This is a genomic window from Chryseobacterium sp. ERMR1:04 (assembly GCF_001297705.1).
Taxonomy (GTDB): Bacteria; Bacteroidota; Bacteroidia; order Flavobacteriales; family Weeksellaceae; genus Chryseobacterium.
Genome location: NZ_LIRF01000004.1, coordinates 220,999 through 246,068, shown reverse-complemented (window position 1 = coordinate 246,068; position 25,070 = coordinate 220,999). Strand labels below are relative to the sequence as shown.

Genomic DNA, 25,070 nt, shown 5'->3' with positions numbered 1-25,070 from the left:
GCATTATTTTTGAAGCTTTCATCATAACCACGAAATTTATATTATTATGAAAAATATTCAGAAAATTGCCATTCCCGTCTCGTTGGGAATTTTGGGTTTAATTATTCTTAATTCATGTTCAGCAGGAATTCCTAAAGGCGCAACAGCAGTTACTCATTTTAATGCAGATAAATATTTAGGAAAGTGGTACGAGATCGCCCGTTTCGATTATAGATTCGAGAAAAACATGGATAACGTGACGGCAACTTATTCTCAAAATCCAAACGGTACGATTCGAGTAGATAATAAAGGATACGATTACATCAAAAAAGAATGGAAAGAATCAATTGGTGAAGCCAAATTTGTAAAAGATAAAACCGAAGCCCGATTGAAAGTTTCATTTTTTAAACCCATTTGGGCTGGATATAATGTGATTGATATTGATGAAAATTACCAGTATGCACTGATTGCCGGAAGCAACTTAAAATATATCTGGATTCTATCCCGAACCAAAGAAATTCCCGAGAGCATCAAACAACGTTTTCTCGAAAAAGCTAAAAGAATAGGTTACAATACAGATGAATTAATCTGGGTAAAACATGATTAAGATTCATTGCGAGGAGCGTAGCGACGAAGCAATCTAAAATAAAATTATTAATAAAGTTTGTCATTCCGTAGGAATCTAAACCAAGTTTTATCTTGAGTCGTAGAGATTCTTTCAGAATGACAAACTTTGTGTTTACTTACACCCAATAAATTTTTATCGAAGATAAAAACCCTTGCGCCTTAAAACGTGTTTCTGATAACAATTTGCGCCTTTGCGTTTAAACCAACAAGTCAACACTAAGCCTTATATTCCTTCCATTCCTCAAAACGATGATCAATGGCAAGCTTCATAAGATCATAATTTTCATAGGTATCTTCAATGTGATAGAATGTTTCGTATTCGTAATCACTTTCTTCGGCTTTGCTGTCAAAAATATTGATATAATCTGTGGCGAAAGAGCTGAATTTATCAGAAAAATCTGTTTCATCCACGTAATAATCTTTTGCAAAGCTATTGCCAAGATCATTAAGCTCGTGCTCGGTGAATTTTCCATCACATACTTCAAGGAGAAATTCAGCTCCTGTAATCTCTCTTCTTTTTAAACTTTCAATTTCATCTTTGAAATCTTCTTTCATTTCTTCAGAATGCAAATCATTGTGAATGCACCAGTTCAGAAACATTCCTGTATGCGTGGCCCCGTTCTTTGAAGGAAGTCCTTCAGGGAAATCTCCTCCATAATGCCATGAAGCATCATCATATTTAGACATAGTTTTTAATTATAGTTTTAAACAGTTCAAACCAAAGATATAAAAAATCGTTTTCTTTTGTTCACTACACAGAATTTTCCGTCATTTGTAGCAGAATTTTTTTCAAGAATTATAATATGGAAAAAGCTGTTCTTATTACTATTGGAGACGAGATCCTTTCGGGAAATACCGTTGATACCAATTCTAATTTTATTGCTACTGAACTTAAAAATATAGGCGTACAAGTCTCACAAATTTTCACTATTTCGGATGAAATTGAAACCATTAAAAATACCTTAAAAGAGGCTTTTAAAATAGGCGATTTGATTATTACAACGGGTGGTTTGGGGCCAACCAGAGATGATAAAACCAAAAAGGCACTTGCCGAATTTTTCAATGATGAAATTGCGCTGGATGAGGTTACTTTTGACCATTTGAGAGCGTATATGGAAAAACGTGGTCGATTGGAAATTTTAGAAAGAAACCGCGAACAGGCCTTTGTTCCTACAAAATCTACCGTTTTTCAAAATAATTTCGGAACGGCACCTTGTATGATGATGGAGCAGGATGGGAAATTATGTTTCAGCCTTCCTGGCGTTCCTTATGAAGTAAAACCGTTGATTAAAGATCAGATTGTTCCTTACTTGAAGGAAAAATATAGCCTTAATTATATCACCACAAGAATTATTTCCGTAGTTGGAATTCCTGAAAGTATTCTGGCTGATATGATTGAAGATTGGGAACTTGCGTTGCCCGAAAATTTGGCATTGTCTTATCTTCCCATCGGAACTCGCGTAAAATTGAGACTCACTGCCACAGGAGAAAATGAAGGCTACTTACAGCAACAATTAGAAGAAGAAATTCAAAAACTGCTTCCTTTAATTAAAGATCATGTGATCGCAACCACTGAAGATAAGATTGAAAAAATTCTTGGTGAACTTTTAATGGAAAGAAAATTAACGATTTCAATGGCTGAAAGCTGCACTGGAGGAGAATTGGCAAAAATGATCACTTCAAACTCGGGAAGTTCAAAATACTTCCTGGGAGGGATTATTCCGTATGCTACCGAAAAGAAAATTGAAATTTTAAAAGTTTCAAAAGAAACGGTTGACGAATTCACGGTGGTGAGTGAGGAAGTGGCTCGGGAAATGACAAAAGGCTGTCAACAGTTATTTGGCACCCATATTTCTTTGTCTACAACGGGAGTTGCAGGCCCTGGAAAAGGGGAGGATGGAAAAGATATTGGAACCGTTTTTTATTCCATCAGGGTGAATGATACAGAGCAAAGTTCAAAATTATACATGCCACATTTAGAAAGGCAAGATTTTATGAATTTTGTATCACAGAAAATTCTTCAGGATCTGGTGAGTATCCTTATAAATGCTTAAATTAGAGAGGAATAATTTTAATGTAATTTTAATTTATTTAGAATAGTTTTTCATACTTTTTGAAAGGGTTGTGTATGACAATTAACAATTACATATAGTGGAAAAATCAAACCAAATTTTTCAAACCAACAACAAGAAACGCTGGAGAAATGTACAGTGGGGATCTCGTATTTTTATCTTCGTCGCCGTCCTGCTATTTTTAGCATTAGGAGTGATGATGACATTGGATCGAAGCCCGAAAATTCCTTTCAAAGAAGATTATAAATCTATTATTACGGCAGCTAAGCCTTATCTTCAGGAAAATAAGATATCGAAAGAATATAAAGGATTCAGAAGCTTTATTTCAGAAAAAACAATTCATACCAGTCTTTCTAAAATTGAAAAGGCAAGAGCCGAAAGACTTAAAAACCAAAACAGAAGCTGGTCACAATTTCCCGGAGGCATTCGTTCTGCGTTCTATGTAGCGTGGGATCCACAGTCTTTGATGTCTTTGAAACGGAATATTAAACACATCAATTTAGTTTTTCCGGAATGGTTTTTCTTAGATCCTAAAACAGGAGATCTGAAAACGAATGTAGACCCTGAAGGATATAAGATCATTAAAAGAACAGGTGTGGCTGCAATGCCAATCTTAAGTAATAACTCTGATCGGGAATTCCGTTCTGAAGGATTGGGAAAAGTACTGAAAAGTCCACAACTGAGAACAAAACTTATTCAGAAGCTGGCGCAGCAATGTGCTAAACTTCATTTCAAAGGAATCAATATTGACTTTGAAGATATGAATCTGGATTCTGATGAATACCTTATTGATTTTATGAAAGAACTTTCATTGACCTTCAAACAGAATAATCTGTTGGTGGCAATGGATGTAATGACGGATAATGATGATTATAATATCGAAAAACTAAATCCTTACGTAGATTATTTCGTATTGATGGCTTATGATGAATATTCAGCGGACAGCGATGCAGGGCCTATTTCTTCTCAAAAATGGATTGAAGCACAAACCGGCAAAATTTTAAAGAAAACAACACCTAACAAAATTATTTTAGGGTTAGGAGCATATGGATATGACTGGAGTACCAACAAAGAAGACAATGTTTCTGTTACGTATATGCAGGCCATTACTAAAGCGCATGCCAGCAAATCATATATCAATTTTAATGATAATACTTTTAACCTAAATTATTCTTATACCGATTCTAAGAAAAACGTACACACCGTATTTTTTAATGATGCGACTTCAATTTTCAATACCATGCGTTTTTCTTCTGAATATCCGTTGGCCGGAACCGCGATATGGAGACTGGGAAGTGAAGACAGCAGAATTTGGAATTTCTATGATAAAGATCTGACGTTAACAGGAATGCAGAAGTTTAACTTTAAAACTCTGGAAAATGTTAAAGGACAAACGATGGTCGATTATATTGGTGATGGTGAAGTTCTGGATGTTTTAAATACGCCGCATGACGGGAAAATTTCATTGGAGATTGATCCCAAAGAAAAGATTATTACTGATGAAAATTATGTGACCTACCCGAGTTCTTATGAGGTTAAGAAATATGGAAGTGCACCGCAGAAAGAATTGGTTCTAACATTTGATGATGGCCCCGACGAAACCTACACGCCCCAAGTTTTAGATATCTTATCAAAATACCACGTGCCTGCCGCTTTCTTTTTAATAGGATTGAATGCGGAAAGAAACCTTCCTCTGGTAAAAAGAATTTACAGAGAAGGTCACGAAATAGGAAATCACACCTTCACGCACGAAAATGTCGCAAAAGTAAGTCCTGAAAGAGCCTTGTTGGAATTAAAATTAACAAGACTGTTGATAGAATGTATTACGGGGCACAGTACTATTTTATTTAGAGCGCCTTATAATGCCGATTCAGAGCCTACAACTTCTGAAGAGATTATTCCTGTAGCGTTGGCAAGACAGCAGAATTATTTGGATATCGGGGAAAGTATAGACCCTGAAGACTGGCAGCCGGGCGTAAAAGCAGATCAGATTGTACAGCGTGTGTTGGCGGGAATTAAACAGGGAAGAGGAAATATTATCTTACTTCATGATGCAGGTGGAGATACAAGAGAAGAAACAATTAAAGCGCTAAAAATTCTGATCCCGATGCTTCAGAAACAAGGATATCATTTCACCAATCTTGCAAGCATTTTACATAAAAGTAAAAGTGAATTGATGCCTGAAATTCCTAAAACCAGATCATACTATGTCATGCAACTTAACTTAGTATTGGCAACCGTGATCTATGGAATAAGTCATTTTCTGGTAGCCCTTTTTACTATTTTTATAGGATTGGGATTGATCAGATTACTGTTAATGGCATATTGGGCGATTAAAGAAAGAAAAAAAGAGAAAAAATTAGGGAATTTCCCTGTGTTAGAATCTTATCCAAAGGTTTCAATTATAGTTCCTGCTTATAATGAAGAGGTGAATATAGTATCTTCATTAAAAAACTTACTACAGCAAACCTATCCCAATTTTGATATCATCATGGTGGATGATGGAAGTAAAGATCTGACGTATGAAAAAGCAAATACAGCCTTTTCTAATCATCCGAAACTGAAAATTTTCAGCAAGTCCAATGGTGGAAAAGCAACGGCTTTAAATTTCGGAATTTCTCATACCGATGCTGAATATGTTGTCTGTATTGATGCGGATACAAAACTGGAACAAGACGCTGTGAAACATTTGATCGCAAGATTTTTAAATGCATCCCCAGAAGAGAAAATTGCTGCGGTAGCCGGAAATGTGAAAGTGGGAAATCAGGTGAACTGGTTAACAAAATGGCAGGCTATAGAATACACAACCAGTCAGAATTTTGATAGACTGGCCTATGCTAATATTAATGCAATTACTGTAATTCCTGGAGCAATCGGAGCATTTAGAAAAGCGGTGATTCATGAAGTGGGAGGGTATTCATCAGATACTTTGGCAGAAGATTGCGATATAACGGTGAAGATTTTAAGAGAAGGATATACCGTGGCTAATGAAAACAGAGCCGTTGCCGTAACAGAAGCTCCGGAAACCGTAAAACAGTTTTTAAAACAACGTTTTCGCTGGACTTACGGAATTATGCAGATGTTCTGGAAACAAAAACAGACATTTTTAAATCCAAGATACAAAGGTTTAGGACTTTGGGCAATGCCGAATATTTTATTGTTTCAGTATATTATTCCGTTTTTCTCGCCACTTGCCGATGTTATTATGTTTTTTGGAATCTTATCTGGAAACGGAGAAAAAATATTCAGTTATTATTTACTGTTTCTTTTGGTAGATGCATCTTTGGCCATCATTGCTTTTATGATGCAGAGAGAGAAATTGGTGAATTTACTGTATGTTATTCCGCAAAGATTCGGGTACCGATGGCTGATGTATATTGTGTTATTCAGAAGCTTAAGAAGAGCATTGAAGGGCGAAATGCAGTCTTGGGGATTCCTTAAAAGAACAGGTAACGTAAAAGAAATTACAACTTCCTAATATTTGTTTAAATTTGTTCGCATAAAAGTAACAAATAATTAAAAGAACATACATATTGTATAAATTGTTATCATAATGAAAAAATTAACGCTTTCTTTGTTTTTACTAGCGGGAGTTTGCTCACTAAATACAGTGAGTGCTCAGAATAAAGCTACTAAAACAGCAGTAAATACAACAGATAAAGGTTTAGACCTTAGTTTGATGGATAAATCTGTACGTCCACAAGACGATTTCTATAACTACGTAAGTGGAACTTGGATGAAAACTGCCAAGATCCCTTCTGATAAACCTACTTGGGGTAGTTTCAATAAATTGGCTGATGATACTGATAATCATTCGATGACGATTTTGAACTCTCTTTTAAAAGACAAATTTGCTGACGGAAGCGAAGGTAAAAAAATCCAGGACTTGTATGCAACATACATGAACATGGAGAAGAGAAATGCAGACGGAATTAAGCCTATTCAGGAAAACATCAACAAAATTGATGCAATTAAAAATCTTGCAGACCTTCAAAACTACTTTATTTCTGTAACGAAAGACGGAGAAAACACATTGTACGGATGGGGAATTGATGCAGATTTGAAAGATTCTAAAATGAATGCTGTTTACTTAGGAGATGCTTCTTTAGGATTAGGAAGAGATTATTACCAAAAAGTAAACGAAAAAAATACAGAAGCTTTAGCTGAGTATACAAAGTATGTATCTTCAATGTTGAAAGAATTGGGATACAAAAATGCTGATGTTGCTGCAAAAGGAATCGTTGATTACGAAAAAAGCATTGCAAAAACATATTTAACGAACGAGCAAAGCCGTGATAACACGCTTCAGTACAACCCAAGAACAATGGCTGAGCTTTCAACATTGGTAAAAGGGGTTGATATTCCTGCTTACCTTAAAAAAGTTGGGGTAACTACAGATAAAGTAATTATCGGAGAAATCGGATATTACAAAAACTTCGATCAGTTAGTGAATGCTAAAAATCTTCCTGTAATTAAGGATTATTTGAAGTTCCACATGATCCATGGAAGTGCTTCTTACCTAAGTGAAAAATTAGGAGATACAAGATTTGCTTTCTATGGTAAATATTTAAGAGGTCAACAAGAGCAAAGAGCGCTTAACAAAAGAGGATATGAGCTAATCAACGGTTCTCTAGGTGAAGCTTTCGGTAAATTATATGTTGAGAAATATTTCCCTGCTGAAGCTAAAGCTCAGATGGTAGAATTGATCGATTACTTAAAGAAAAGTTTTGCGGTTCACATCAACAACCTAGCTTGGATGTCTGCTACAACGAAAGTTAAAGCAACAGAGAAATTAAATAAGTTTACCGTAAAAGTTGCTTATCCGGACAAATGGAAAGATTATTCTAAATTAGAAATCATTCCTGAATCTAAAGGAGGTTCATTATACAAGAATCTTCAGAATATTTCAGAATGGCAGTACAATAAAGATTTAGCTAAAATCGGAAAACCGGTAGACAAATCAGAATGGGGAATGACTCCACAAACGGTGAATGCTTACTACAACCCGGTAAACAACGAGATTGTATTCCCTGCAGCTATTCTTCAGCCTCCATTCTTCAACCCACAAGCTGATGCTGCTGTAAACTTCGGTGGAATTGGTGCAGTTATCGGTCACGAAATGAGCCATGGATTTGATGATTCAGGAGCGCAGTTCGATGCAGATGGTAACTTGGTAGACTGGTGGACTCCAGAAGACAAAGCAAACTTCGAAAAAGCGACTAAAGCGCTTGCTGCTCAATACGACAAGTATGAGCCGGTAAAAGGAACTTTCGTTAACGGTACTTTCACAAACGGTGAAAACATCGCAGATTTAGGTGGAGTGAACATCGCTTATGATGCATTACAAATGTATCTGAAAGATAAAGGAAACCCTGGATCAATCAGTGGATTTACACAAGATCAGAGATTCTTCTTAAGCTGGGCAACCGTTTGGAGAACATTATCAAGTGAGAAATACATGGTGAACCAAGTGAAAACAGATCCTCACTCTCCTGGATATTTCAGAAGTTTTGGTCCGCTTATCAACGTTGATGCATTCTACAAAGCATTCGATGTGAAAGCTGGAGATAAACTATACAAAAAACCAGAAGAAAGAATTAAAATCTGGTAATAATCAGATAAATAATATTACAAACCGTTCAGAAATGAGCGGTTTTTTGTTTTTAAGGAGCTTTATCCCGCTTTCTGCTATATCTTTTTGGTTACGGCTCCGCTTCGCTCCGCCGCAACCAAAAAGGATGCCGCGCCAATCGGGGCTAGGGTTTTGGTCTTTTATTTCAACTTCAGGAAAAATATAAAGCTGGTGACTTTCATCGATAGAAACGGGCTTTAGCCCGTTTAAATAAATCAAGACATTCAAATTGGCTTTAGCCAAAACTTAAATTTACACACACTTTTTTACTCATAATCATAACTTATGACTAATAACCCACCATCATTTATCAATTATGATTTATTATTTATAACATAATTTCGTATATTTGGTAAGTTTGTGTAAAATCAAAAAATTATCTTTAATGAAAAAGCTAAATATTGGAATACTTGCTCTTTCGGGTATTGTATTTTTAAATTCATGTGGTGCGACAAAAACTGCGGAAACAAGTAAGAAAACTGAACCGGCAGTCGTAGTGGTGGAACCTGTGAAAGTTCAGGTAAAAGAAGAGGGAATCAATTTATCTTATATGGATAAAAGCGTTCGTCCACAAGATGATTTTTTTAGCTACGTTAACGGAAATTGGGTGAAAACTACTCAGATTCCTTCTGATAAAGCGAGCTGGGGATCTTTCAATGCGTTGAGAGAAAATGTGGATGATGCTTCTTTGGATATTTTAAATAAAATTTTATCTGAAAAATATACTGAAGGTTCAGAAGGACAAAAAATTCAGAATCTATATGCATCTTTTATGGATGTCAGCAAAAGAGATGCTGAAGGTCTTGCGCCGATCAAAGGAGATCTGGCAAAGATTGATGCCATCAAAAATATTAATGATCTTCAGAAATATTTATTAGATGCTACAAAATTAAGCGACAATTCTTTCTACGGATGGAGAGTGGGCGCAGATATGAAGAATTCTACGATGAATGCTGTATATCTTGGCGGTCCGGATCTTGGGTTGGGAAGAGATTATTATCAAAAAGTAAATGAAGCAAACACTAAAACATTAGCTGAATACCAAACGTATGTTGGAAAGCTATTTGGTGTTTTAGGATATAAAAATTCTGACGCTGCGGCAAAAAATGTAGTTGATTTCGAAAAGCAATTGGCAAATTATCTATTAACTCTTGAGCAAAACAGAGACGCCAATTTAAGATATAATCCTAAAAATGTATCTGAATTATCAGGGTTGGTTAAGAATGTGAATCTGGCTAAATATTTAACGGATGCTGGAGTAAAGACAGATAAAGTGATCATTGGTGAGTTGAAATACTACCAAAATATGGATCAGTTTCTGACGCAAAAGAATCTTCCATTATTAAAGGATTATTTAAAATACCATATCATTAATGGAAATGCTTCTAATTTAGATTCCAGTTTAGAGCAGATTCGTTTTGATTTCTATTCAAAATATCTTCAGGGTCAGAAAGAGCAGCGTCCAATGAACAAAAGAGGTCTTTCTCTTGTAAATAGTGTTCTAGGTGAAGCTTTTGGTAAATTATATGTTGAAAAATACTTCACTCCGGAAGCAAAAGCACAGATGGAGACCTATATTCAATATATCTTAAGATCATTTAAAACGCATATTAATGATATGGATTGGATGTCTCCTGAAACAAAAGTAAAAGCTCAGGAAAAATTATCAAAATTCACAGTAAAAATTGCCTATCCTGATAAATGGAAAGATTATACTTTGCTAAAAGTAGGATCTCCGACGCAAGGTGCAAATTTATATTCTAACCTTCAAAATGTTGCTGAATGGCAATATCAGAAAAGTTTAGACAAAGTAGGAAAGCCTGTTGACAAGACAGAATGGGGAATGACACCGCAAACTGTAAATGCATATTATAGCGGTTCAAACAACGAGATTGTTTTCCCTGCGGCGATTCTTCAACCTCCTTTCTATAATCCTAATGCAGATGCAGCAGTAAACTTTGGGGGAATTGGTGCGGTAATTGGTCACGAGATTTCTCACGGTTTTGATGACAGTGGCTCTCGTTTCGATGGTGATGGAAACCTTAATAACTGGTGGACAGATGCTGACCGTAAAAACTTTGATGCTAAAGTAGGACAGCTGGCTGCTCAATACAGCGCTTACGAACCTGTAAAAGGAAGTTTTGTGAACGGAAAATTCACAAGTGGAGAGAATATTGGGGATTTAGGTGGGGTAGCAGTGGCTTACGATGCGCTTCAAATGTATCTTAAAGACAAAGGAAACCCAGGATCAATCAGCGGATTTACCCAAGATCAGAGATTCTTTATGAGCTGGGCAACCGTTTGGAGAACAAAATCTACAGATCAGTATATGACGAATCAAGTGAAGACCGATCCGCACTCGCCTGGAATTTTCAGAGCGTTTGGACCTTTGGTTAATCAAGATTCTTTCATGAAAGCATTCGATATAAAGCCTGGAGACAAGTTATATAAAGCTCCTCAGGACAGAATAAAAATTTGGTAACATTACCAAAAATTGTTAGAAAAGAAAAACGCATCAGAAATGATGCGTTTTTTTTATTTATTTTTCATAGTTTAGTGACGTTGTAAAATAATAATATTATGTCCTTAATGGTGCATAATGTTAAATGTTTCAAGAAAAATCTTAACAAATTTTTGTATGTTACAGTTTTTTTTTAAATTTAAGCATTGGATTGGTCAGCTATTTGATGCAGATAAAACCAATTCACACCAAAATCTAAAATCTCAAAATAAGAATAATATGGCAATGTTTAATTATGGTGTTGGCGGAAACGAGGTAAAGGTAGACGCTAATGAAGCTATTCAGCAAATACAGGAGAATAAATCTCTGATTGTAAGTCAGCTTACAACCGATGAATCATATGTACCTGAAATTGTAACAGGATTAAAAACGGTGGAGGATGTCTTCAAACATTTCCAGCCTTCTGTAGCTGTACAGCACGAAACAGAAGACGGAAGAGTGGTAGAAGAGGAGTTCCGTTTTCAAAATCTTGCGGACTTCACTCCCAAAAGTCTTACTCAGAAATCAAATTACTTACAAGAACTTAGCATGGAGCAAGAGCAGTATAACAAAATTGTTCGCCAACTAAAAACGAATAAGATTTTGCGTAATATGCTGGAAAACGATCAGACAAGAGCTGCGTTTGTAGAAGTATTGAAAGAAGTGGCACAAGAACTTGAAAAATAACCTAAAGACTTTACATTAAAACACATGGATAGTAAATTACAAGCGGCCGAAAACCAACAACAAGGTCAACAGCAACAACAAGGAGGTCAGCCGAAAGGCAATCCCATTGCGGAACTCAATAAAATTGGGGGCTTCGGATTTGTTGAATCTGTTGTAGATGGTATCGCCAACATGAACCCAACAAGAAAAGCTAGAAAAGAAATTTTCCTTACTGATAATAATAAGACCGATGAAAGAAAAGAGTTGCTTCAAAAAATTAATCTTTGGGTTAATCTTTTAGAAGGTAACGAATCTGCTGATAAAATGGCGGATACCTGTAAAGCGAAAGCCCAGCAGGCAGACCAAAGTTTAAAATCAAACTTAAAAAATACACTAGATACCGTTCGTCAGTTAGAAACAAACTACAGAACGGTAGCACAATTTTACAAAAATACAGAACTTGACAAAGTTGATAATGTAAGTATTGTCAATGCTACTTTAGAGCAGGTATCAGATCTTGATAACCCGCTTTTCATTGATGCAATTTCCGACGAATTTAAGAATTACTACGATCGTTTGGATCTTAGGGATAATTATTCTCTTTTGGCAATTCCAGGATATTTAGGATCAAATAAAGTAATTGAAAAATGGGCGAAGATCTGTAATGAAAACAAAGTAATGTTGGTTACGGATTTTGCTAACCTTGATAAACCGGATGACGTAGTAGATTTATTCCATTCTGCGAATCTTACAGGGGGAGAATTACACAGAAGTAATGTAATTATGACGTGTAACTGGCTTGTAGGTCGTGGAAGAGCTGAAGAGGTAGGAGAAGAGGAAAACGTAGAGCTTCCGCCTTCAACTTCATTAGCCGGAAAAATTCATAAAACATTGATGTCTCAGGTTGCTGCAGGTAAAAAACATGGTAACATTAACGAGGTTGATGCCGTAAAATTCGAATTGAAGAAAAGCGAAATTTCTCAGTTAGAAAAAATGGGATTGGTGCCTATGGTTAATGAGTATGGTAAAATCATGGCTTTCTCTGCAAAAACACTATTTACAGGAGATAACATCGGACTTCAGACGTATTCAGTTGTTCGTGTATTCGATTATGTAACTAAAGTTTTATTGGATTTCTTAAACAGAAGAGCTTTTGAAAACTGGAGTTCTAAAAATGAAGACGATTTAAGAAGACAGATCGTTACGTTCTTAGATGGTATCAAAGGAGCTGATAAATTGATCGAGAAGTTCAAGATCGTGCGTTTTGAGCAGGATAAAGTAAACAAAGACAGAGTATGGCTAGATATTCGTTTGACGCCTTATTTCCCTACAAAAAGTTTCGTTATTAAATTAGATGGACACAAAGGAGATGATGGTAACGAATGGGAATCACAATACACTCAAGACTAAACTAAATCAAATTTTTATACTAAAAAACCGATGCAATTTTTTTACATCGGTTTTTTTCTACCAAATCTCAAAATAAATAATATGAAAGGCAGGCCAATCTATCTTTTGCCGATTTTTCTTATGGTTTTTGCAGTAAGCTGTGAAGACAAAAAACTTCAGGGTCCTGAGCATACCATAGATCTCTTTAAAGATCAGCGCCAGGAAGGTAAGGCGTATGTAATGAGCGCAGAAGAATCGAGCCAGGCGAGTGCCATGGTAATTGCAAGTTCAAATGTGAAGCTTGTGGACAGCGATTCGGGACGTGGAAGACCTGTTTTTATATATAAAGTCAGTGCTGGGGAAGTCGTGAAAACAACAAGAGATTCTATCGTTACTTTTCCTTTTCAGTTTCTTTCTAATCACAAATTAGATTTGAAAAAAGACGCAATGTACCTCTATCTTCAAAAACTTGAAGGCTATCGTTTTATAGCAAAAGATAAAAATCTTAAATATCAATGGTTAAAAGATGCTCCGGTTTATTCAGTGAAAGCTGATAAATAAAATTTTATCTTTGCAGAGGAGAATTAAAAATCTGTAAATTCGGATGCTTCGACTCCGCTCAGCATGACATCACTACAAATATGCTGTGAAAAACAGTTAGTATTAGAATTGTCATGCTGAGCGGAGTCGAAGCATCTAAAATAATGAAGAAGACAACCCTTTGGAAAAAATAGAAAACTCAAACTTCAAACACATCGGAAACAAACTCCTGAATTGGTACAAAGTAAACGCAAGAGATTTACCTTTCAGACAAACCAAAGATCCTTATAAGATCTGGATCTGCGAGATTGTTTTTCAGCAGACAAGGATCAATCAGGGGCTTAATCATTACAATAATTTCATCAAACGATTTCCGGATGTGAAAACGTTGGCAGGTGCCGAAGAAGATGAGGTGTTGTTGTATTGGAAAGGCTTAGGTTATTATTCCAGAGCAATAAATATTCATAAAGCAGCCCAACAGATCATGAATGAGTATGAAGGATCTTTTCCTTCTGATTATGATGAGATTTTAAAACTGAAAGGTGTAGGTAAATACACAGCGGCGGCTGTTTCAAGCATTTGCTTTGAGGGAAAAATGCCTGCTGTTGATGGAAATTTTTATCGTGTTTTAAGCCGAGTTTTTGCGGATAATTTTGATGTCTCTAATTCCAGAGCTTTTAATTATTTCTCTGAATTGGCAACGTTGGTCTTACCTGAAAATGTAGGAGATTTCAACCAGGCGATGATGGATTTAGGTTCTGAAGTTTGCAAACCTAAAAATCCACTTTGTGGAGAATGTCCTTTAAATGGAGATTGTTTAGCCTTTTCACTACATCAAATTTCTGAATTTCCTGTGAAGACGAAAAAAGTAAAAGCCGCAGATTTAGGCTTAACATATTATTTCGTTCACAGAAACGGTCAGTTTTTAATTCAACAAAGAAAAGATGATTTCATTTGGAAAAAATTATTTGAATTTCCACCAGAAATTTCTGAAGAATTGATGCCTTTCATTAAAAGTGCAAAAATGGTTAGCCACAAACTGACCCATAAAAATTTAAGCATAGAAATTTTTAATGTAGAAGTAGATTCGGAAAAGGTTTGGGAAGATTTTATTATTAAAAATAATTATACCATTACCGATGTTGAAGGTTCTCATGAAAAGTCATTTCCAAAACCTTTGGAGAATTATATTGAAAACTATAATACGGCGTACAGAATTCTTTAGAAAGACGGGAGATGGAGGTTTGAAGTTTATATGATTGAGAATAGAGATTCTATCACTACACTTCGTTTCGTTCAGAATGGCAGCAAGGAATTTAAAGGCGTTCTTAGCTAAGTGAAACGCCTTTGCGACCTTAAAAACAATTAGTAGTCAAAAAAAATCTTAGTGCCCTTTGCGTTAAAAAACATCAATTAAAATAAAACTTTTACAGCAAAATTTATTTTTAAATAAAATTCAAATCCAAAACTCATTGAAATCCTGAAATTTGTCTTCCTATATCTAAAATCTAATTTGTACTTTTGCAAAATGATTAAAAAAGTCATTTTTATATTTGCTTCATTGCTTTTAATATCATGTGGAAAAGATCCTGTTCTTAAACCTTATGGAGAACTGAGATTAGAGTATCCCACACCAACCTATCAGAAATTTGAAAACAACTGTGCGTACACATTTGAGTATTCGGATTTTGCTAAAATTACGGATGCTAAAAAGCCATGTTGGTATTATCTGAATTATCCTAAAATGAAGGCAAAATTGTTCGTGACCTATTATCCGATTAATAATGACTTTGCTGAACATATTAAAGAAGCTGAAAAAATGGTGTACGAACATACCATTAAAGCAAGCTCAATAGACACGAAATCTTTCGAATATCCTGAAAAAAAGGTCTACGGAAATTTCTATGAGTTGAAAGGGCAGAGTGCTTCAAATATTCAATTTTACATTACAGACAGCACAAAACATTTTGTGACTGCTTATTTATACTTTAATACAAGACCTAAACCAGATTCATTGGCTCCCGCTGTTGATTATATCAAAAAAGATATGAAACACCTGTTGGATACTTTTGAATGGAAAAAATAATTTACTTTAACAATACATTGAAAAATATATGAAACTTTTAGTTGTTGGAAGCGTTGCGTTTGATGCAATCGAAACACCATTTGGTAAAACAGATAAAATTTTAGGAGGTGCTGCTACTTATATCAGTATTACTTCATCTATTTTGGGCGTAAAATCCGGAATTGTTTCCGTTGTAGGAGGAGATTTCCCACAAGAACACCTTGACATGTTTACAACAAGAGACATCAATATCGAGGGACTTGAGATTGTAAAAGAAGGAAAAACTTTCTTTTGGTCAGGAAAATACCACAACGATTTAAATACAAGAGATACTTTAGCGACTGAAGTAAACGTTTTGGAAAATTTTGATCCAAAGATTCCTGCGTCTATGCAAGATTCTGAGATTTTATTACTTGGAAACCTTCATCCGGGCGTACAGTTGTCTGTTCTTGAGAAAATGAACCAACGTCCTAAATTGGTTATTTTAGATACAATGAATTTCTGGATGGATTCCGCTTTGGATATCTTAATGGAAATGATTGCTAAAACTGATGTAATCACGATTAATGATGAAGAGGCAAGACAACTTTCTGGAGAATATTCTCTAGTGAAAGCTGCTAAAAAAATCCACACGATGGGTCCTAAATATGTTATCATCAAAAAAGGAGAGCATGGCGCTTTACTTTTCCACGATGGTAAAGTATTTGCAATCCCGGCTCTTCCATTAGAAGATGTGTTTGATCCAACTGGAGCAGGAGACACTTTTGCAGGAGGTTTCGCAGCATATTTAGCTAAAAAAGGAAAGATAGATTTCGAAACAATGAAGTCTGCTTTAATCGTTGGTTCTGCAATGGCTTCGTTCACGGTTGAAAAATTCGGAACAGAAAGAATTGAAGAAGTAAGCGAAGCTGATATGTTCAGTAGATTAAGACAATTCAAGGAATTGACAACATTTGATGTAGAACTAGAATAAATACATCTTTTTAAGAAATATTTATAATAAAAAATTTAGCATAATTCATTAAGAATTCTAAATTTGCAACTTGTTTAAAATAGTAAAATGACAAATAAACTAAAGATCACTTTTCTTTTTGGAATTTTCATGATTTTGTTCTCTACAAATATGATGAAAGCTCAACTAAAACCTGGAGAACTAGTGGATGGTATTGCTGCTGTAATTGGAGATGAAATTGTTCTGGAATCCGATGTGAGCGAACAAATGAATTATGCCAAACAGCAGGGAGCTTCTAATACAGATAAATGTGAGTTTTTGGAGAACTTGATCAACAATAAACTTCTTGTTTACGAAGCAAAAAAAGATACTTTAATTGAAAACCGTTCTGCTGCAATCAAAGAACAGGCAAATGGGAAATATGCTCAGCTACTTTCTCAGTTTCCAGACGAGAAGTCTATGTTAGCAGCGTATAAGTTCAGAACGGGATACGAAATGAAGAATGCTATCGAAAAGATCGATACAGACACCTATTACGGTCAGGCAAAATACCAAAGAATTACAGAGAAAGCAGACGTTACTCCTAACGAAGTTACCGATTTCTTTAATCTTTATAAAGCACAGTTGCCAGAGATCAAGGATGAAGTTTCCTTAGCTCAGATCGTTATGAATCCTAAGTTGACAGAAGCTCACAAACAAGAGATTATAGCGAGACTTAAGAAAATTAAACAAGATATTGCAGGAGGAGAAAGTTTTGAAAGCCAGGCAAGAATTTATTCTGAAGACCCGGGTTCTGCTTCTAATGGAGGTTTAATGAAGAATATTTCAAAAGGACAGATGGTGAAGCCCTTCGAGGCTGCTGCTTTAAATCTTCAGGAAGGAGAAATCTCAGATCCTGTAGAGTCTGAATTTGGATATCACATTATTCAGTTGGTTAAAAAATCAGGAAAGAACTATGATGCGAGACACATTCTTTTAATGGCAACGCCTACTGATGCTGAAATTAAAACGGCGAAAGTAAAATTAGACAGCATAAGAACATTGATCGTTGATGGGAAAATGACATTTAAAGATGCTTCTTTTAGATTTTCAGACGATAAGAGAACTAAATTCAATGCAGGGATCATTCCTGGAGCTGATGGTTCAAACAAAATTGAAAGAGAAAGTATTCCTGGATCAATCAGCTACGAATTAGCAGGTTTAAATAAAGGAGATATTACAACAGCTTTTGATGACGAAGATGAGAGAAAAAGAAAAGTGGTGAAGATTGTTAAATTGGAAGATGTAATTCCTGCTCACCAAATTACTTTAGAAACCGATTTCGACAGAATAAAGCAGATGGCGCTTAACAAAAAGAAAAATGAAATGATTGAGAAGTTTGTAAACTCAAAATTACCAACCACATTCATATCTATTAATGGCCGTTATGATTCTTGTAATTTCAAAGGAGCTTGGAAGAAACCAACAACCAAAAAATAAAATCAAAACCTTCAGAATTTCTGGAGGTTTTTTTTTGCCTTAATTCCCGAAAAGTTTTTAATTTTAATTCAGAAACACTACAAATGGATTATCATTTTTACCAACAAAAATTTCAAGAGGCATTGGATCAAATTTCTCAAAAAGAATTTAATGAGTTAGGGCTAAAACTATCAGTAGAAGTCATTCTGGAATCTGTTGTATTGAAAATATACAAACCCGAATGGTCTAGTGATGCTCAGTCACCATTGGATGCTTCAAGCAGAATATTTTTTTCAATCTGGATTCATGATAAAACAATAGAAGAGGGGAGATTATACTATAACATCCATGCATTAAAATTAAGAGAATTAAAAGGCTATACCATACAAAGTAGACGTTTTGCCGAAGATTTTAGAAGTAGATTTACAGAATATCAAAAAGATTGGGATAATCTAAGTCTAAAATTTGGACCTTTAACTTTAATGCAAGGTTGGCGCGAATTAAAAACTGAAAATTTACAACGAGATATTATTAAATTAAGCTACAGCTTTTTAGAAATCAGTCCAATTATTGATGAGACTTTAAGTCATTTTAAAATTTAGCAGATTCAAACAGCCATTGCTGAGTGAAACGCCCTTGCGAACGAAAAATATTCTCAATATTAGTAAAAACCTTCGCGTCCTTTGCGCTAAAAAATATTATTTTTACAGCATGAGCAATTTTATAGATTTTAATTCAGCTAAAAAACTTCACGAGATGCAGAAAAGTCAAAATAGAATTTCAGAACTTTTTAATATACAATATCCGATTATTCAGGCAGGAATGATATGGCATTCCGGATGGAAATTAGCTTCTGCTGTTTCTAATTGTGGCGGTTTAGGCTTAATTGGCGCAGGAAGTATGTATCCTGATGTTTTAAGAGAGAATATTCAAAAATGCAAACAGGCTACCAATAAACCTTTTGGGGTGAATGTTCCTATGCTATATCCTAATTTGGAAGAAATTATTCAAATCATTCTGGAAGAAGGGGTGAAAATCGTTTTTACTTCTGCAGGAAGTCCCAAGACTTATACAGAAACGCTTCAGAAAGAAGGATTGAAAGTAGCTCACGTTGTTTCTTCCACAAAATTTGCAGTGAAATGTGAAGATGCCGGAGTTGATGCCATTGTAGCAGAAGGTTTTGAAGCAGGCGGACACAACGGAAGAGATGAAACAACAACATTCTGTTTAATTCCGAATGTGAAACAACATATTTCTAAACCATTGATCGCAGCGGGTGGAATCGCATTAGGTTCTCAAATGAAAGCTGCTATGATCTTAGGTGCAGACGGAGTACAAATAGGATCTCGTTTTGCAGCAACGGTTGAAGCAAGTGCACACGAAAACTGGAAAAAGAAAATCACAGAGCTTAACGAAGGTGATACTCTTCTTACATTAAAGGAACTAGCACCCGTAAGAATGGTCAAAAATAAGTTCTTTAACGAATTGGAGGGAATCTACCAAACCGGAAGAAATACAGAGGCTTTGGTTGCTTCATTAGGTCGGGCAAGAGCCAAGCGTGGAATGTTTGAAGGAGATATGGAAGATGGCGAATTAGAAATCGGTCAGGTTTCAGCTTTAATTAATGATGTTTTACCGGTAGAAACCGTTTTCAGTAATTTATTGAGGGAATTTGAAGAAGCAAAAGCGCCAAGCTTTTAATTAAAGTTGATCAGAATGGAAGGAAGGATAATAAATGTACAGGATAAAAAACTTTATATAGAACATCATAATTCGTTTGAAAATAAACCTACAATTGTCTTTTTGCATGATTCTTTAGGTTGCACTCAACTTTGGCGGGATTTTCCTGGTAAAATTTCAGAAGATGCTCTGTGTAATGTTTTGGTCTATGATCGTTTAGGGTATGGTAAATCTTTTCCTATGATTTCTCATGAAAGGGAAAACAATTACATGGAGTTGGAAGCAGATTTGTTGAATGAATTATTAAACGAATTAAATATCAATAATGCAATTCTTTTTGGTCACAGTGACGGCGGAACAATTGCGTTGATCGCTGCTTCAAAATATCCTGAAAACATAGAAGCTGTAATTTGTGAAGCTGGACATATTTTCGTTGAAGATATTACGGTTAAAGGAGTTTCTGATGCTTTTGAAGCTTATCAAACAACCAATTTACCCGAACGTTTAGCAAAATATCACGGGGATAAAGTTCCGATGATGGTGAAAGCTTGGACGGAAATTTGGCTAAGCGAAAGATTCAAAAACTGGAATATTGAATATCTTTTAAAAAATATTACAAGTCCATTGCTCTTTATTCAGGGAGAAGCTGATGAATACGGAACGTTGGATCAGGTTGAAAAAACAATTAATCAGGTAAGTGGAAGTTCAGACAAATATATAATTCCGAATGTTGGGCATACACCACATAAAGAAGTTCCTGATTTGGTTTTGAATAAATCGGTTGAGTTTATTAATCATGTAGTGAAAAATAAGAACTAAGAAAGATCAATTTTATCAATAGGAGCGGACTTTAGTCCGCTTTTAAATTTTAATCTATTCAATAGGCTTTAGCCAAAACTTATAAAAGGCTAATTTCAAATTCAATATTTTCTTTAGCCTGAACTTCATATTTTTCTTGGAAATAATTGGTTTTAAAAATATTTTCCAATGCTAGAAAATGTTGCAACACTTTTTTTCTTCCCGGTTTGTAAAGAAGATCCGGATAAATAGAATATTCTCTTCTTATCTTTTTCGTGTATTCAAGATAGGTTTCAATATCTTTTCCAAGTATTGAAAGATCGGCATCCAAAAGATAATTGGTATCTTGATCATCAGATTTTTGATGTGCTTTTGTTGCTATAATTTGGTTGGAAATGGCAACAATTAATTCTTGATTCATATCCAACTTTTGAAGTCTTATTTTAGCATATTCTGCACTTTTTTCTTCATTCGATTTTGATGAGGCATCATAAATCACATCATGATAGAAAACCGAAAAAGAAATACGACTAAAGTTTGAAACTTTATCTTTCACAGATTCAAGTTCAGAAAACATATTTTGAAGGTGTTCCAAATTATGATAATGCCTGCTTTTTTCAGCATACTTTGTTTCAATTTCCTGCCATAAGCTGTCAATAAGATTTTGATCTTGAGTGAACGGGAAACAAAGTTGGTTGAATCTGTCTTTAAGTTCCATTATGAAATATTTTAAATAAAAAAAGGAACTTAAAAAGTTCCTTGATTTGCTTCTAGATTTGCTTTAAGCTCAGCCCAGCCTCCGCCGTTGTGACCGTCTTTTAATCCTTGAGAAGTAAGATATTCTAATGCTTTACCACTTCTATTACCGCTTCTGCAGAATAAGATTACGGGTTTTTCAATAGATAAGATTTCTTCTTTTCTATCTTCTACTTCTCCTAAAGGGATGTTTTTAGCACCTTCTATATTTCCGTCCATTTCCAATTCCATTGGTTCACGAACGTCGATTAATTCATAGTTTCCTGATTTTATAACTTCTGTTAAAGACATAACTGTTTTGATTTTAAACATTAAATAATAACGAAAATACGTAAAAATTTCGAGCCTATTTTTATATTGACTGATGTTTTTTGTTTTACTTAAAACATAGTATACCCAAAGATCAGAGACATTGTATTATAATCAGATTCCCAAGAAAGATAATTTCTCAATAAGGTTCTTGAAGTTCCTACTCGGAACTCTACTCCAAATTTGTCATTATATTTATATCCGGCTCCTAAAATCAGATTGTTTCCGGAGTTTACTTCCAGATTAAGGTAATCATATTTTATATTTGATTTAATACTTATATCAACCAGATAAGCGGCGTTAATGAAAATTTTTGATTTATCATTAAGAAAGAAATAATGCCTTACACCAAAAGGGATTTCAATAGATTTGTAATCTACACTTCTTTTAGATTTTTGCTCAAAATACGTTCCGGCTTGTATGGTTTTTTCTACATCAGCTTTGTAATAGTTGTAAGTAGGTTCTATAAAAAGGGCCCATTTGTTTTTGTTGAATGGAAGAATAAATTCAAATTCAGCACCCATTCTGAAAGTCATTTTATTTCCAAATTTTGTTTCGTCTGAGTAATTATAAGAGCTGTAAACCGTTTTTAAAGAAGAAGAACTAATTCCGGGTCTTATGGTAAGATTAAAAAGATCTTTTTTCTCTGAGTTTTTTGTGTAATTAATGGAAGCACTACTTGAACATTCATTATATTTCATGAAGATTTTGATGAGATCTTTTGAATTGTATTTTATTTTTTGAATGTTGCTATTCTCAACTCCACATTTCAATTGATGGGCAATCTGATTTTTATAATCTTCATTATAGGTGATTTGTGATTGATCAATATAATAAGGTTTGTAAATAAGTTGTTGGGTTTCAGAATTGTCTTTATCAAAGAAAAATTTTCTTATATCAGAATCTTCGTAATAAAATAAATCGGCTTTTCCTTCAACAATATATTTTAAGAATAGGGTTTCTTCGGTAAAAATAAGATCTTTTGTTTCAGACATTTTACTGAGTTCCTCTGAAGATCTTTCAATCATTACTGTTTTTCGGATATATCTTTCACCATTATCAATCCCAAATTCTTGAATATTTTTGATGTTTTCTTTTTTTATATCAGAGCTTCCTTCGGTTTTATAATCAAATTCTGTCGGATTGTTTTTCCAGTCAATATTTTTAATTAAAATTTCCGTTTTTTCACCAGAATTATTGATGAAATATCCTTTTTCGAATTTAATTTGAGCATTGAATAAGCATACGGAAATAAGTCCTGTAAACAGGCTGAATTTTTTCATGGTTTAATTTTTCAGTTTTATAAGATGAGAACTTTAAAAGACGTCTCTAAAAGTCGGCAAATTTATAAAATAATCTTAGTTTTGCAATGTAAAAATCATGAATTCAAATGCCGAAAAATATTCACAATTAATTAAATCCAAAGCAAAAAGTTTTGGATTTCAAAGCTGTGGTATTTCTAAGGCCGATTTTTTGGAAGAAGATGCTAGAAATCTAGAAAAATGGCTGAAGAATAATTTTCATGGAGAAATGAAATACATGGAAAATTATTTTGATAAAAGGCTTGATCCAAGATTATTGGTGGAAGGGTCAAAATCTGTGATTTCACTTTCCTATAACTATTTTCCTAAAGAGAAAATTTCAACATTAGAAAACTATAAAATCTCGAAATATGCATATGCAGAAGATTATCATGAAGTCGTAAAAGAAATTCTTCGTGAAATGGTGGATGAATTGAGAGAAGAGATTGGGGATTTTGATTGTCGGGTTTTTGTAGATTCTGCACCGGTGTTGGAAAGAAGCTGGGCCAGGAAATCAGGAATCGGATGGGTAGGGAAAAATGCAAATCTGATTACAAAACAAAATGGATCTTTTTATTTTTTAGCGGAGATCATTTGCGATTTGGAATTAGTTCAGGATCATGAAACAACAGATCATTGTGGAACTTGCAGAAAATGCATTGATGCTTGTCCTACCGATGCTATTGTTTCTGAAAAATTGATTGATGGAAGCAAATGCATTTCTTACGCTACGATAGAATTAAAAAATGAAATCCCTGATTCTTTTAAAGATAAAATGGAAGACTGGATGTTCGGTTGTGATATCTGCCAGGATGTTTGCCCGTGGAATAAGTTCTCAGCACCAAATCTTCAAACCAAGTTTGCACCAAATGAAGCCCTTAAAAATTTCAAAAAAGGAGAATGGAAAGAACTTACTCAAGAATTATTCTCGGAAATTTTTAGAAAATCTCCAGTGAAGAGAACGAAATTTGCAGGTTTGAAAAGAAATATTGAATTTTTAGATCAACCTTCAGAGAAATTTTAGGCCAGTTTTTGGGTGATAAATCCTCGTTTGGAATTTTCAGGTTCCAAAACAAAAGCGGTTAATCGTCCATTCCTTATACTTTTTGTGGTAAAGGAGGATAAGATATAGGGAAGTAAAACTCAATAAAAGCCTTTCCTAAAAAGAAAAAATGACTTTCAAAAAGATAAAATCTCTTAGAAAATCAACGTTTTTTTTGCACTCTTTTTGGGGCAGTTTTTACTCTTACTTTTAATCTTTTTTGGGATTTAATGTTTTTACGCATATTTGTGTGTATTTCGTAACTAAATGTAATGATTTTTCCGATTAAAACAAATACTTTTACGAAAAATTAATAATTAAATTTTATTCAAATACATGAGTGTGAAGATGGTATTATTGTATATCCTTAAAGTTTTGGGTGTCATTGTCGGAATTATTGTTCTGTATGGTTTAATGGCTTATTTGCTGCCATTTATCGAGATCTCAGCAAAGGATGACGGAGAAAAAAAAGAAATCCCTATTTATATTTACACCAACGGGGTGCATACTGATATTGTTATGCCTGTGAAAAATGATATGCAGGATTGGTGTACGAAAATTCCTTTTGCGAATACGAAATCAAAAAAAACAGACTATAATTATATTGGCGTAGGCTGGGGGGACAAAGGTTTTTATCTGGATACGCCGACTTGGGCTGACCTCAAATTTTCAACCGCATTTAAAGCCGCATTTTGGCTGGGTGAATCTGCTATGCATTGTACGTACTATAAAACAATGACGGAAGCTGATGATTGTAAGATAATCATGATCAGCAGATCGCAATATAAAAATCTGGTACAATTTGTAAATGATAAATTTGACAAAGACCAAAACGGAAACTTTATATTGATTCCTACCAACGCGGTGTACAGCGATAATGACGCATTTTATGATGCTCAAGGAAAATATAGTTTCCTGTATACCTGCAACACTTGGTCGAATGATGCCTTAAAAGCTGCCGGACAAAAAGCAGCATTCTGGACACCTACAGATGCTGGAATTTTTCAACATTATAAATAGTTTTTAGCTAATTTTTAAAGATAAGTCTGTTTAAAATAATTAAAAAATTAAACCGCAAAAGGTGCAAAAGCTGTTATTGAATCATTTAACGTTTAGCTTTTTTTGAAAACAAAGCTTGCAAAAGAATAACATTTCAACTCCGCTCAATATGCAAAGATTTTTTCACTTATGTGTTCTTGTTCGCACTTAATAACGCACTTAAATAATTCAAGTGTTAATCGTTTGCCTCTTTTGTGGTCAAAATAAAAAATTTAAACAAGTTCCTTATATAATAAATCCCTCTT

Annotated in this window: 22 protein-coding genes; 17 read left to right on the top strand and 5 right to left on the bottom strand. The window is 34.5% G+C overall.

Annotated elements, in window-relative coordinates:
* Window positions 1-46: 46 nt before the first annotated feature.
* Window positions 47-586: a lipocalin family protein gene (locus tag AMQ68_RS08545; protein ID WP_054510224.1), complete on the top strand. Its 540-nt coding sequence runs from the start codon at window positions 47-49 to the stop codon at window positions 584-586.
* Between the two features lie 236 nt (window positions 587-822).
* Here the strand turns inward: AMQ68_RS08545 and AMQ68_RS08540 are convergent, their stop codons facing one another.
* Window positions 823-1,293 carry a hypothetical protein gene (locus tag AMQ68_RS08540; protein WP_054510223.1) on the bottom strand — a complete coding sequence of 157 codons (471 nt, stop codon included), beginning with the start codon at window positions 1,291-1,293 and terminating at the stop codon, window positions 823-825.
* 116 nt (window positions 1,294-1,409) lie between these two features.
* On the opposite strand from AMQ68_RS08540, the gene AMQ68_RS08535 reads away from it, so the two are divergent.
* The 3 genes from AMQ68_RS08535 (at window position 1,410) to AMQ68_RS08525 (ending at window position 8,289) form a co-directional block, all read left to right on the top strand.
* Window positions 1,410-2,660, top strand: coding sequence for a CinA family nicotinamide mononucleotide deamidase-related protein (locus AMQ68_RS08535; protein WP_054510222.1), 1,251 nt, complete (start codon window positions 1,410-1,412; stop codon window positions 2,658-2,660).
* Window positions 2,661-2,757: 97 nt separating this feature from the next.
* Window positions 2,758-6,156, top strand: a complete 3,399-nt coding sequence (locus AMQ68_RS08530; RefSeq protein ID WP_054510221.1) for a polysaccharide deacetylase family protein — start codon at window positions 2,758-2,760, stop codon at window positions 6,154-6,156.
* 75 nt (window positions 6,157-6,231) lie between these two features.
* Entirely contained in the window at window positions 6,232-8,289 is a 2,058-nt protein-coding gene (locus tag AMQ68_RS08525; RefSeq protein WP_054510220.1) for a M13 family metallopeptidase, read from the top strand.
* Between the two features lie 3 nt (window positions 8,290-8,292).
* Here AMQ68_RS08525 and AMQ68_RS08520 read toward each other — a convergent pair whose 3' ends face one another.
* Complete coding sequence (locus AMQ68_RS08520) at window positions 8,293-8,553, bottom strand: hypothetical protein (RefSeq protein WP_054510219.1); 261 nt, start codon at window positions 8,551-8,553, stop codon at window positions 8,293-8,295.
* Window positions 8,554-8,695: 142 nt separating this feature from the next.
* Between AMQ68_RS08520 and AMQ68_RS08515 the strand changes: the two genes are divergently transcribed.
* The 11 genes from AMQ68_RS08515 to AMQ68_RS08465 all read left to right on the top strand — a co-directional run bounded on the left by AMQ68_RS08515 (window position 8,696) and on the right by AMQ68_RS08465 (window position 20,379).
* Window positions 8,696-10,792, top strand: coding sequence for a M13 family metallopeptidase (locus tag AMQ68_RS08515; protein ID WP_054510218.1), 2,097 nt, complete (start codon window positions 8,696-8,698; stop codon window positions 10,790-10,792).
* A gap of 156 nt (window positions 10,793-10,948) precedes the next feature.
* The gene (locus tag AMQ68_RS08510; protein WP_054510217.1) at window positions 10,949-11,497 is read left to right on the top strand and encodes a type VI secretion system contractile sheath small subunit; all 549 of its coding nucleotides are present in this window, start codon (window positions 10,949-10,951) and stop codon (window positions 11,495-11,497) included.
* A gap of 24 nt (window positions 11,498-11,521) precedes the next feature.
* A complete protein-coding gene (locus tag AMQ68_RS08505; protein WP_054510216.1) occupies window positions 11,522-12,886 on the top strand; it encodes a DUF5458 family protein in 1,365 nt (454 codons plus the stop codon).
* 81 nt (window positions 12,887-12,967) lie between these two features.
* Window positions 12,968-13,426, top strand: coding sequence for a hypothetical protein (locus tag AMQ68_RS08500; protein ID WP_241775090.1), 459 nt, complete (start codon window positions 12,968-12,970; stop codon window positions 13,424-13,426).
* 160 nt (window positions 13,427-13,586) lie between these two features.
* A complete protein-coding gene (gene mutY, locus AMQ68_RS08495; protein WP_054510214.1) occupies window positions 13,587-14,630 on the top strand; it encodes an A/G-specific adenine glycosylase in 1,044 nt (347 codons plus the stop codon).
* Window positions 14,631-14,933: 303 nt separating this feature from the next.
* Window positions 14,934-15,491 carry a gliding motility lipoprotein GldD gene (gene gldD, locus AMQ68_RS08490; RefSeq protein WP_054510213.1) on the top strand — a complete coding sequence of 186 codons (558 nt, stop codon included), beginning with the start codon at window positions 14,934-14,936 and terminating at the stop codon, window positions 15,489-15,491.
* 28 nt (window positions 15,492-15,519) lie between these two features.
* On the top strand, window positions 15,520-16,443 hold the full coding sequence (locus tag AMQ68_RS08485; protein ID WP_054510212.1) for a PfkB family carbohydrate kinase: 924 nt from the start codon (window positions 15,520-15,522) through the stop codon (window positions 16,441-16,443).
* 87 nt (window positions 16,444-16,530) lie between these two features.
* Entirely contained in the window at window positions 16,531-17,901 is a 1,371-nt protein-coding gene (locus tag AMQ68_RS08480; RefSeq protein WP_054510211.1) for a peptidylprolyl isomerase, read from the top strand.
* Window positions 17,902-17,984: 83 nt separating this feature from the next.
* Window positions 17,985-18,482: a hypothetical protein gene (locus AMQ68_RS08475; protein WP_123905648.1), complete on the top strand. Its 498-nt coding sequence runs from the start codon at window positions 17,985-17,987 to the stop codon at window positions 18,480-18,482.
* 109 nt (window positions 18,483-18,591) lie between these two features.
* Entirely contained in the window at window positions 18,592-19,581 is a 990-nt protein-coding gene (locus tag AMQ68_RS08470) for a nitronate monooxygenase family protein (protein WP_241775089.1), read from the top strand.
* A 15-nt stretch (window positions 19,582-19,596) separates the two neighbouring features.
* Window positions 19,597-20,379, top strand: a complete 783-nt coding sequence (locus AMQ68_RS08465) for an alpha/beta fold hydrolase (protein WP_054510209.1) — start codon at window positions 19,597-19,599, stop codon at window positions 20,377-20,379.
* Between the two features lie 79 nt (window positions 20,380-20,458).
* On the opposite strand, the gene AMQ68_RS08460 is transcribed toward AMQ68_RS08465, so the two are convergent.
* The 3 genes from AMQ68_RS08460 to AMQ68_RS08450 form a co-directional block, all read right to left on the bottom strand.
* Window positions 20,459-21,076 (bottom strand): hypothetical protein, encoded by a 618-nt coding sequence (locus AMQ68_RS08460; protein WP_054510208.1) that lies wholly within the window; start codon window positions 21,074-21,076, stop codon window positions 20,459-20,461.
* 29 nt (window positions 21,077-21,105) lie between these two features.
* Entirely contained in the window at window positions 21,106-21,405 is a 300-nt protein-coding gene (locus AMQ68_RS08455) for a rhodanese-like domain-containing protein (protein ID WP_054510573.1), read from the bottom strand.
* A gap of 89 nt (window positions 21,406-21,494) precedes the next feature.
* The gene (locus AMQ68_RS08450; RefSeq protein ID WP_054510207.1) at window positions 21,495-22,706 is read right to left on the bottom strand and encodes an outer membrane beta-barrel protein; all 1,212 of its coding nucleotides are present in this window, start codon (window positions 22,704-22,706) and stop codon (window positions 21,495-21,497) included.
* Window positions 22,707-22,803: 97 nt separating this feature from the next.
* On the opposite strand from AMQ68_RS08450, the gene queG reads away from it, so the two are divergent.
* Both queG and AMQ68_RS08440 read left to right on the top strand, forming a co-directional pair.
* Window positions 22,804-23,748, top strand: coding sequence for a tRNA epoxyqueuosine(34) reductase QueG (gene queG / locus AMQ68_RS08445; RefSeq protein ID WP_054510206.1), 945 nt, complete (start codon window positions 22,804-22,806; stop codon window positions 23,746-23,748).
* A 354-nt stretch (window positions 23,749-24,102) separates the two neighbouring features.
* Window positions 24,103-24,786 carry a TIGR02117 family protein gene (locus tag AMQ68_RS08440; protein ID WP_082384005.1) on the top strand — a complete coding sequence of 228 codons (684 nt, stop codon included), beginning with the start codon at window positions 24,103-24,105 and terminating at the stop codon, window positions 24,784-24,786.
* The last annotated feature ends 284 nt before the right edge of the window (window positions 24,787-25,070 follow it).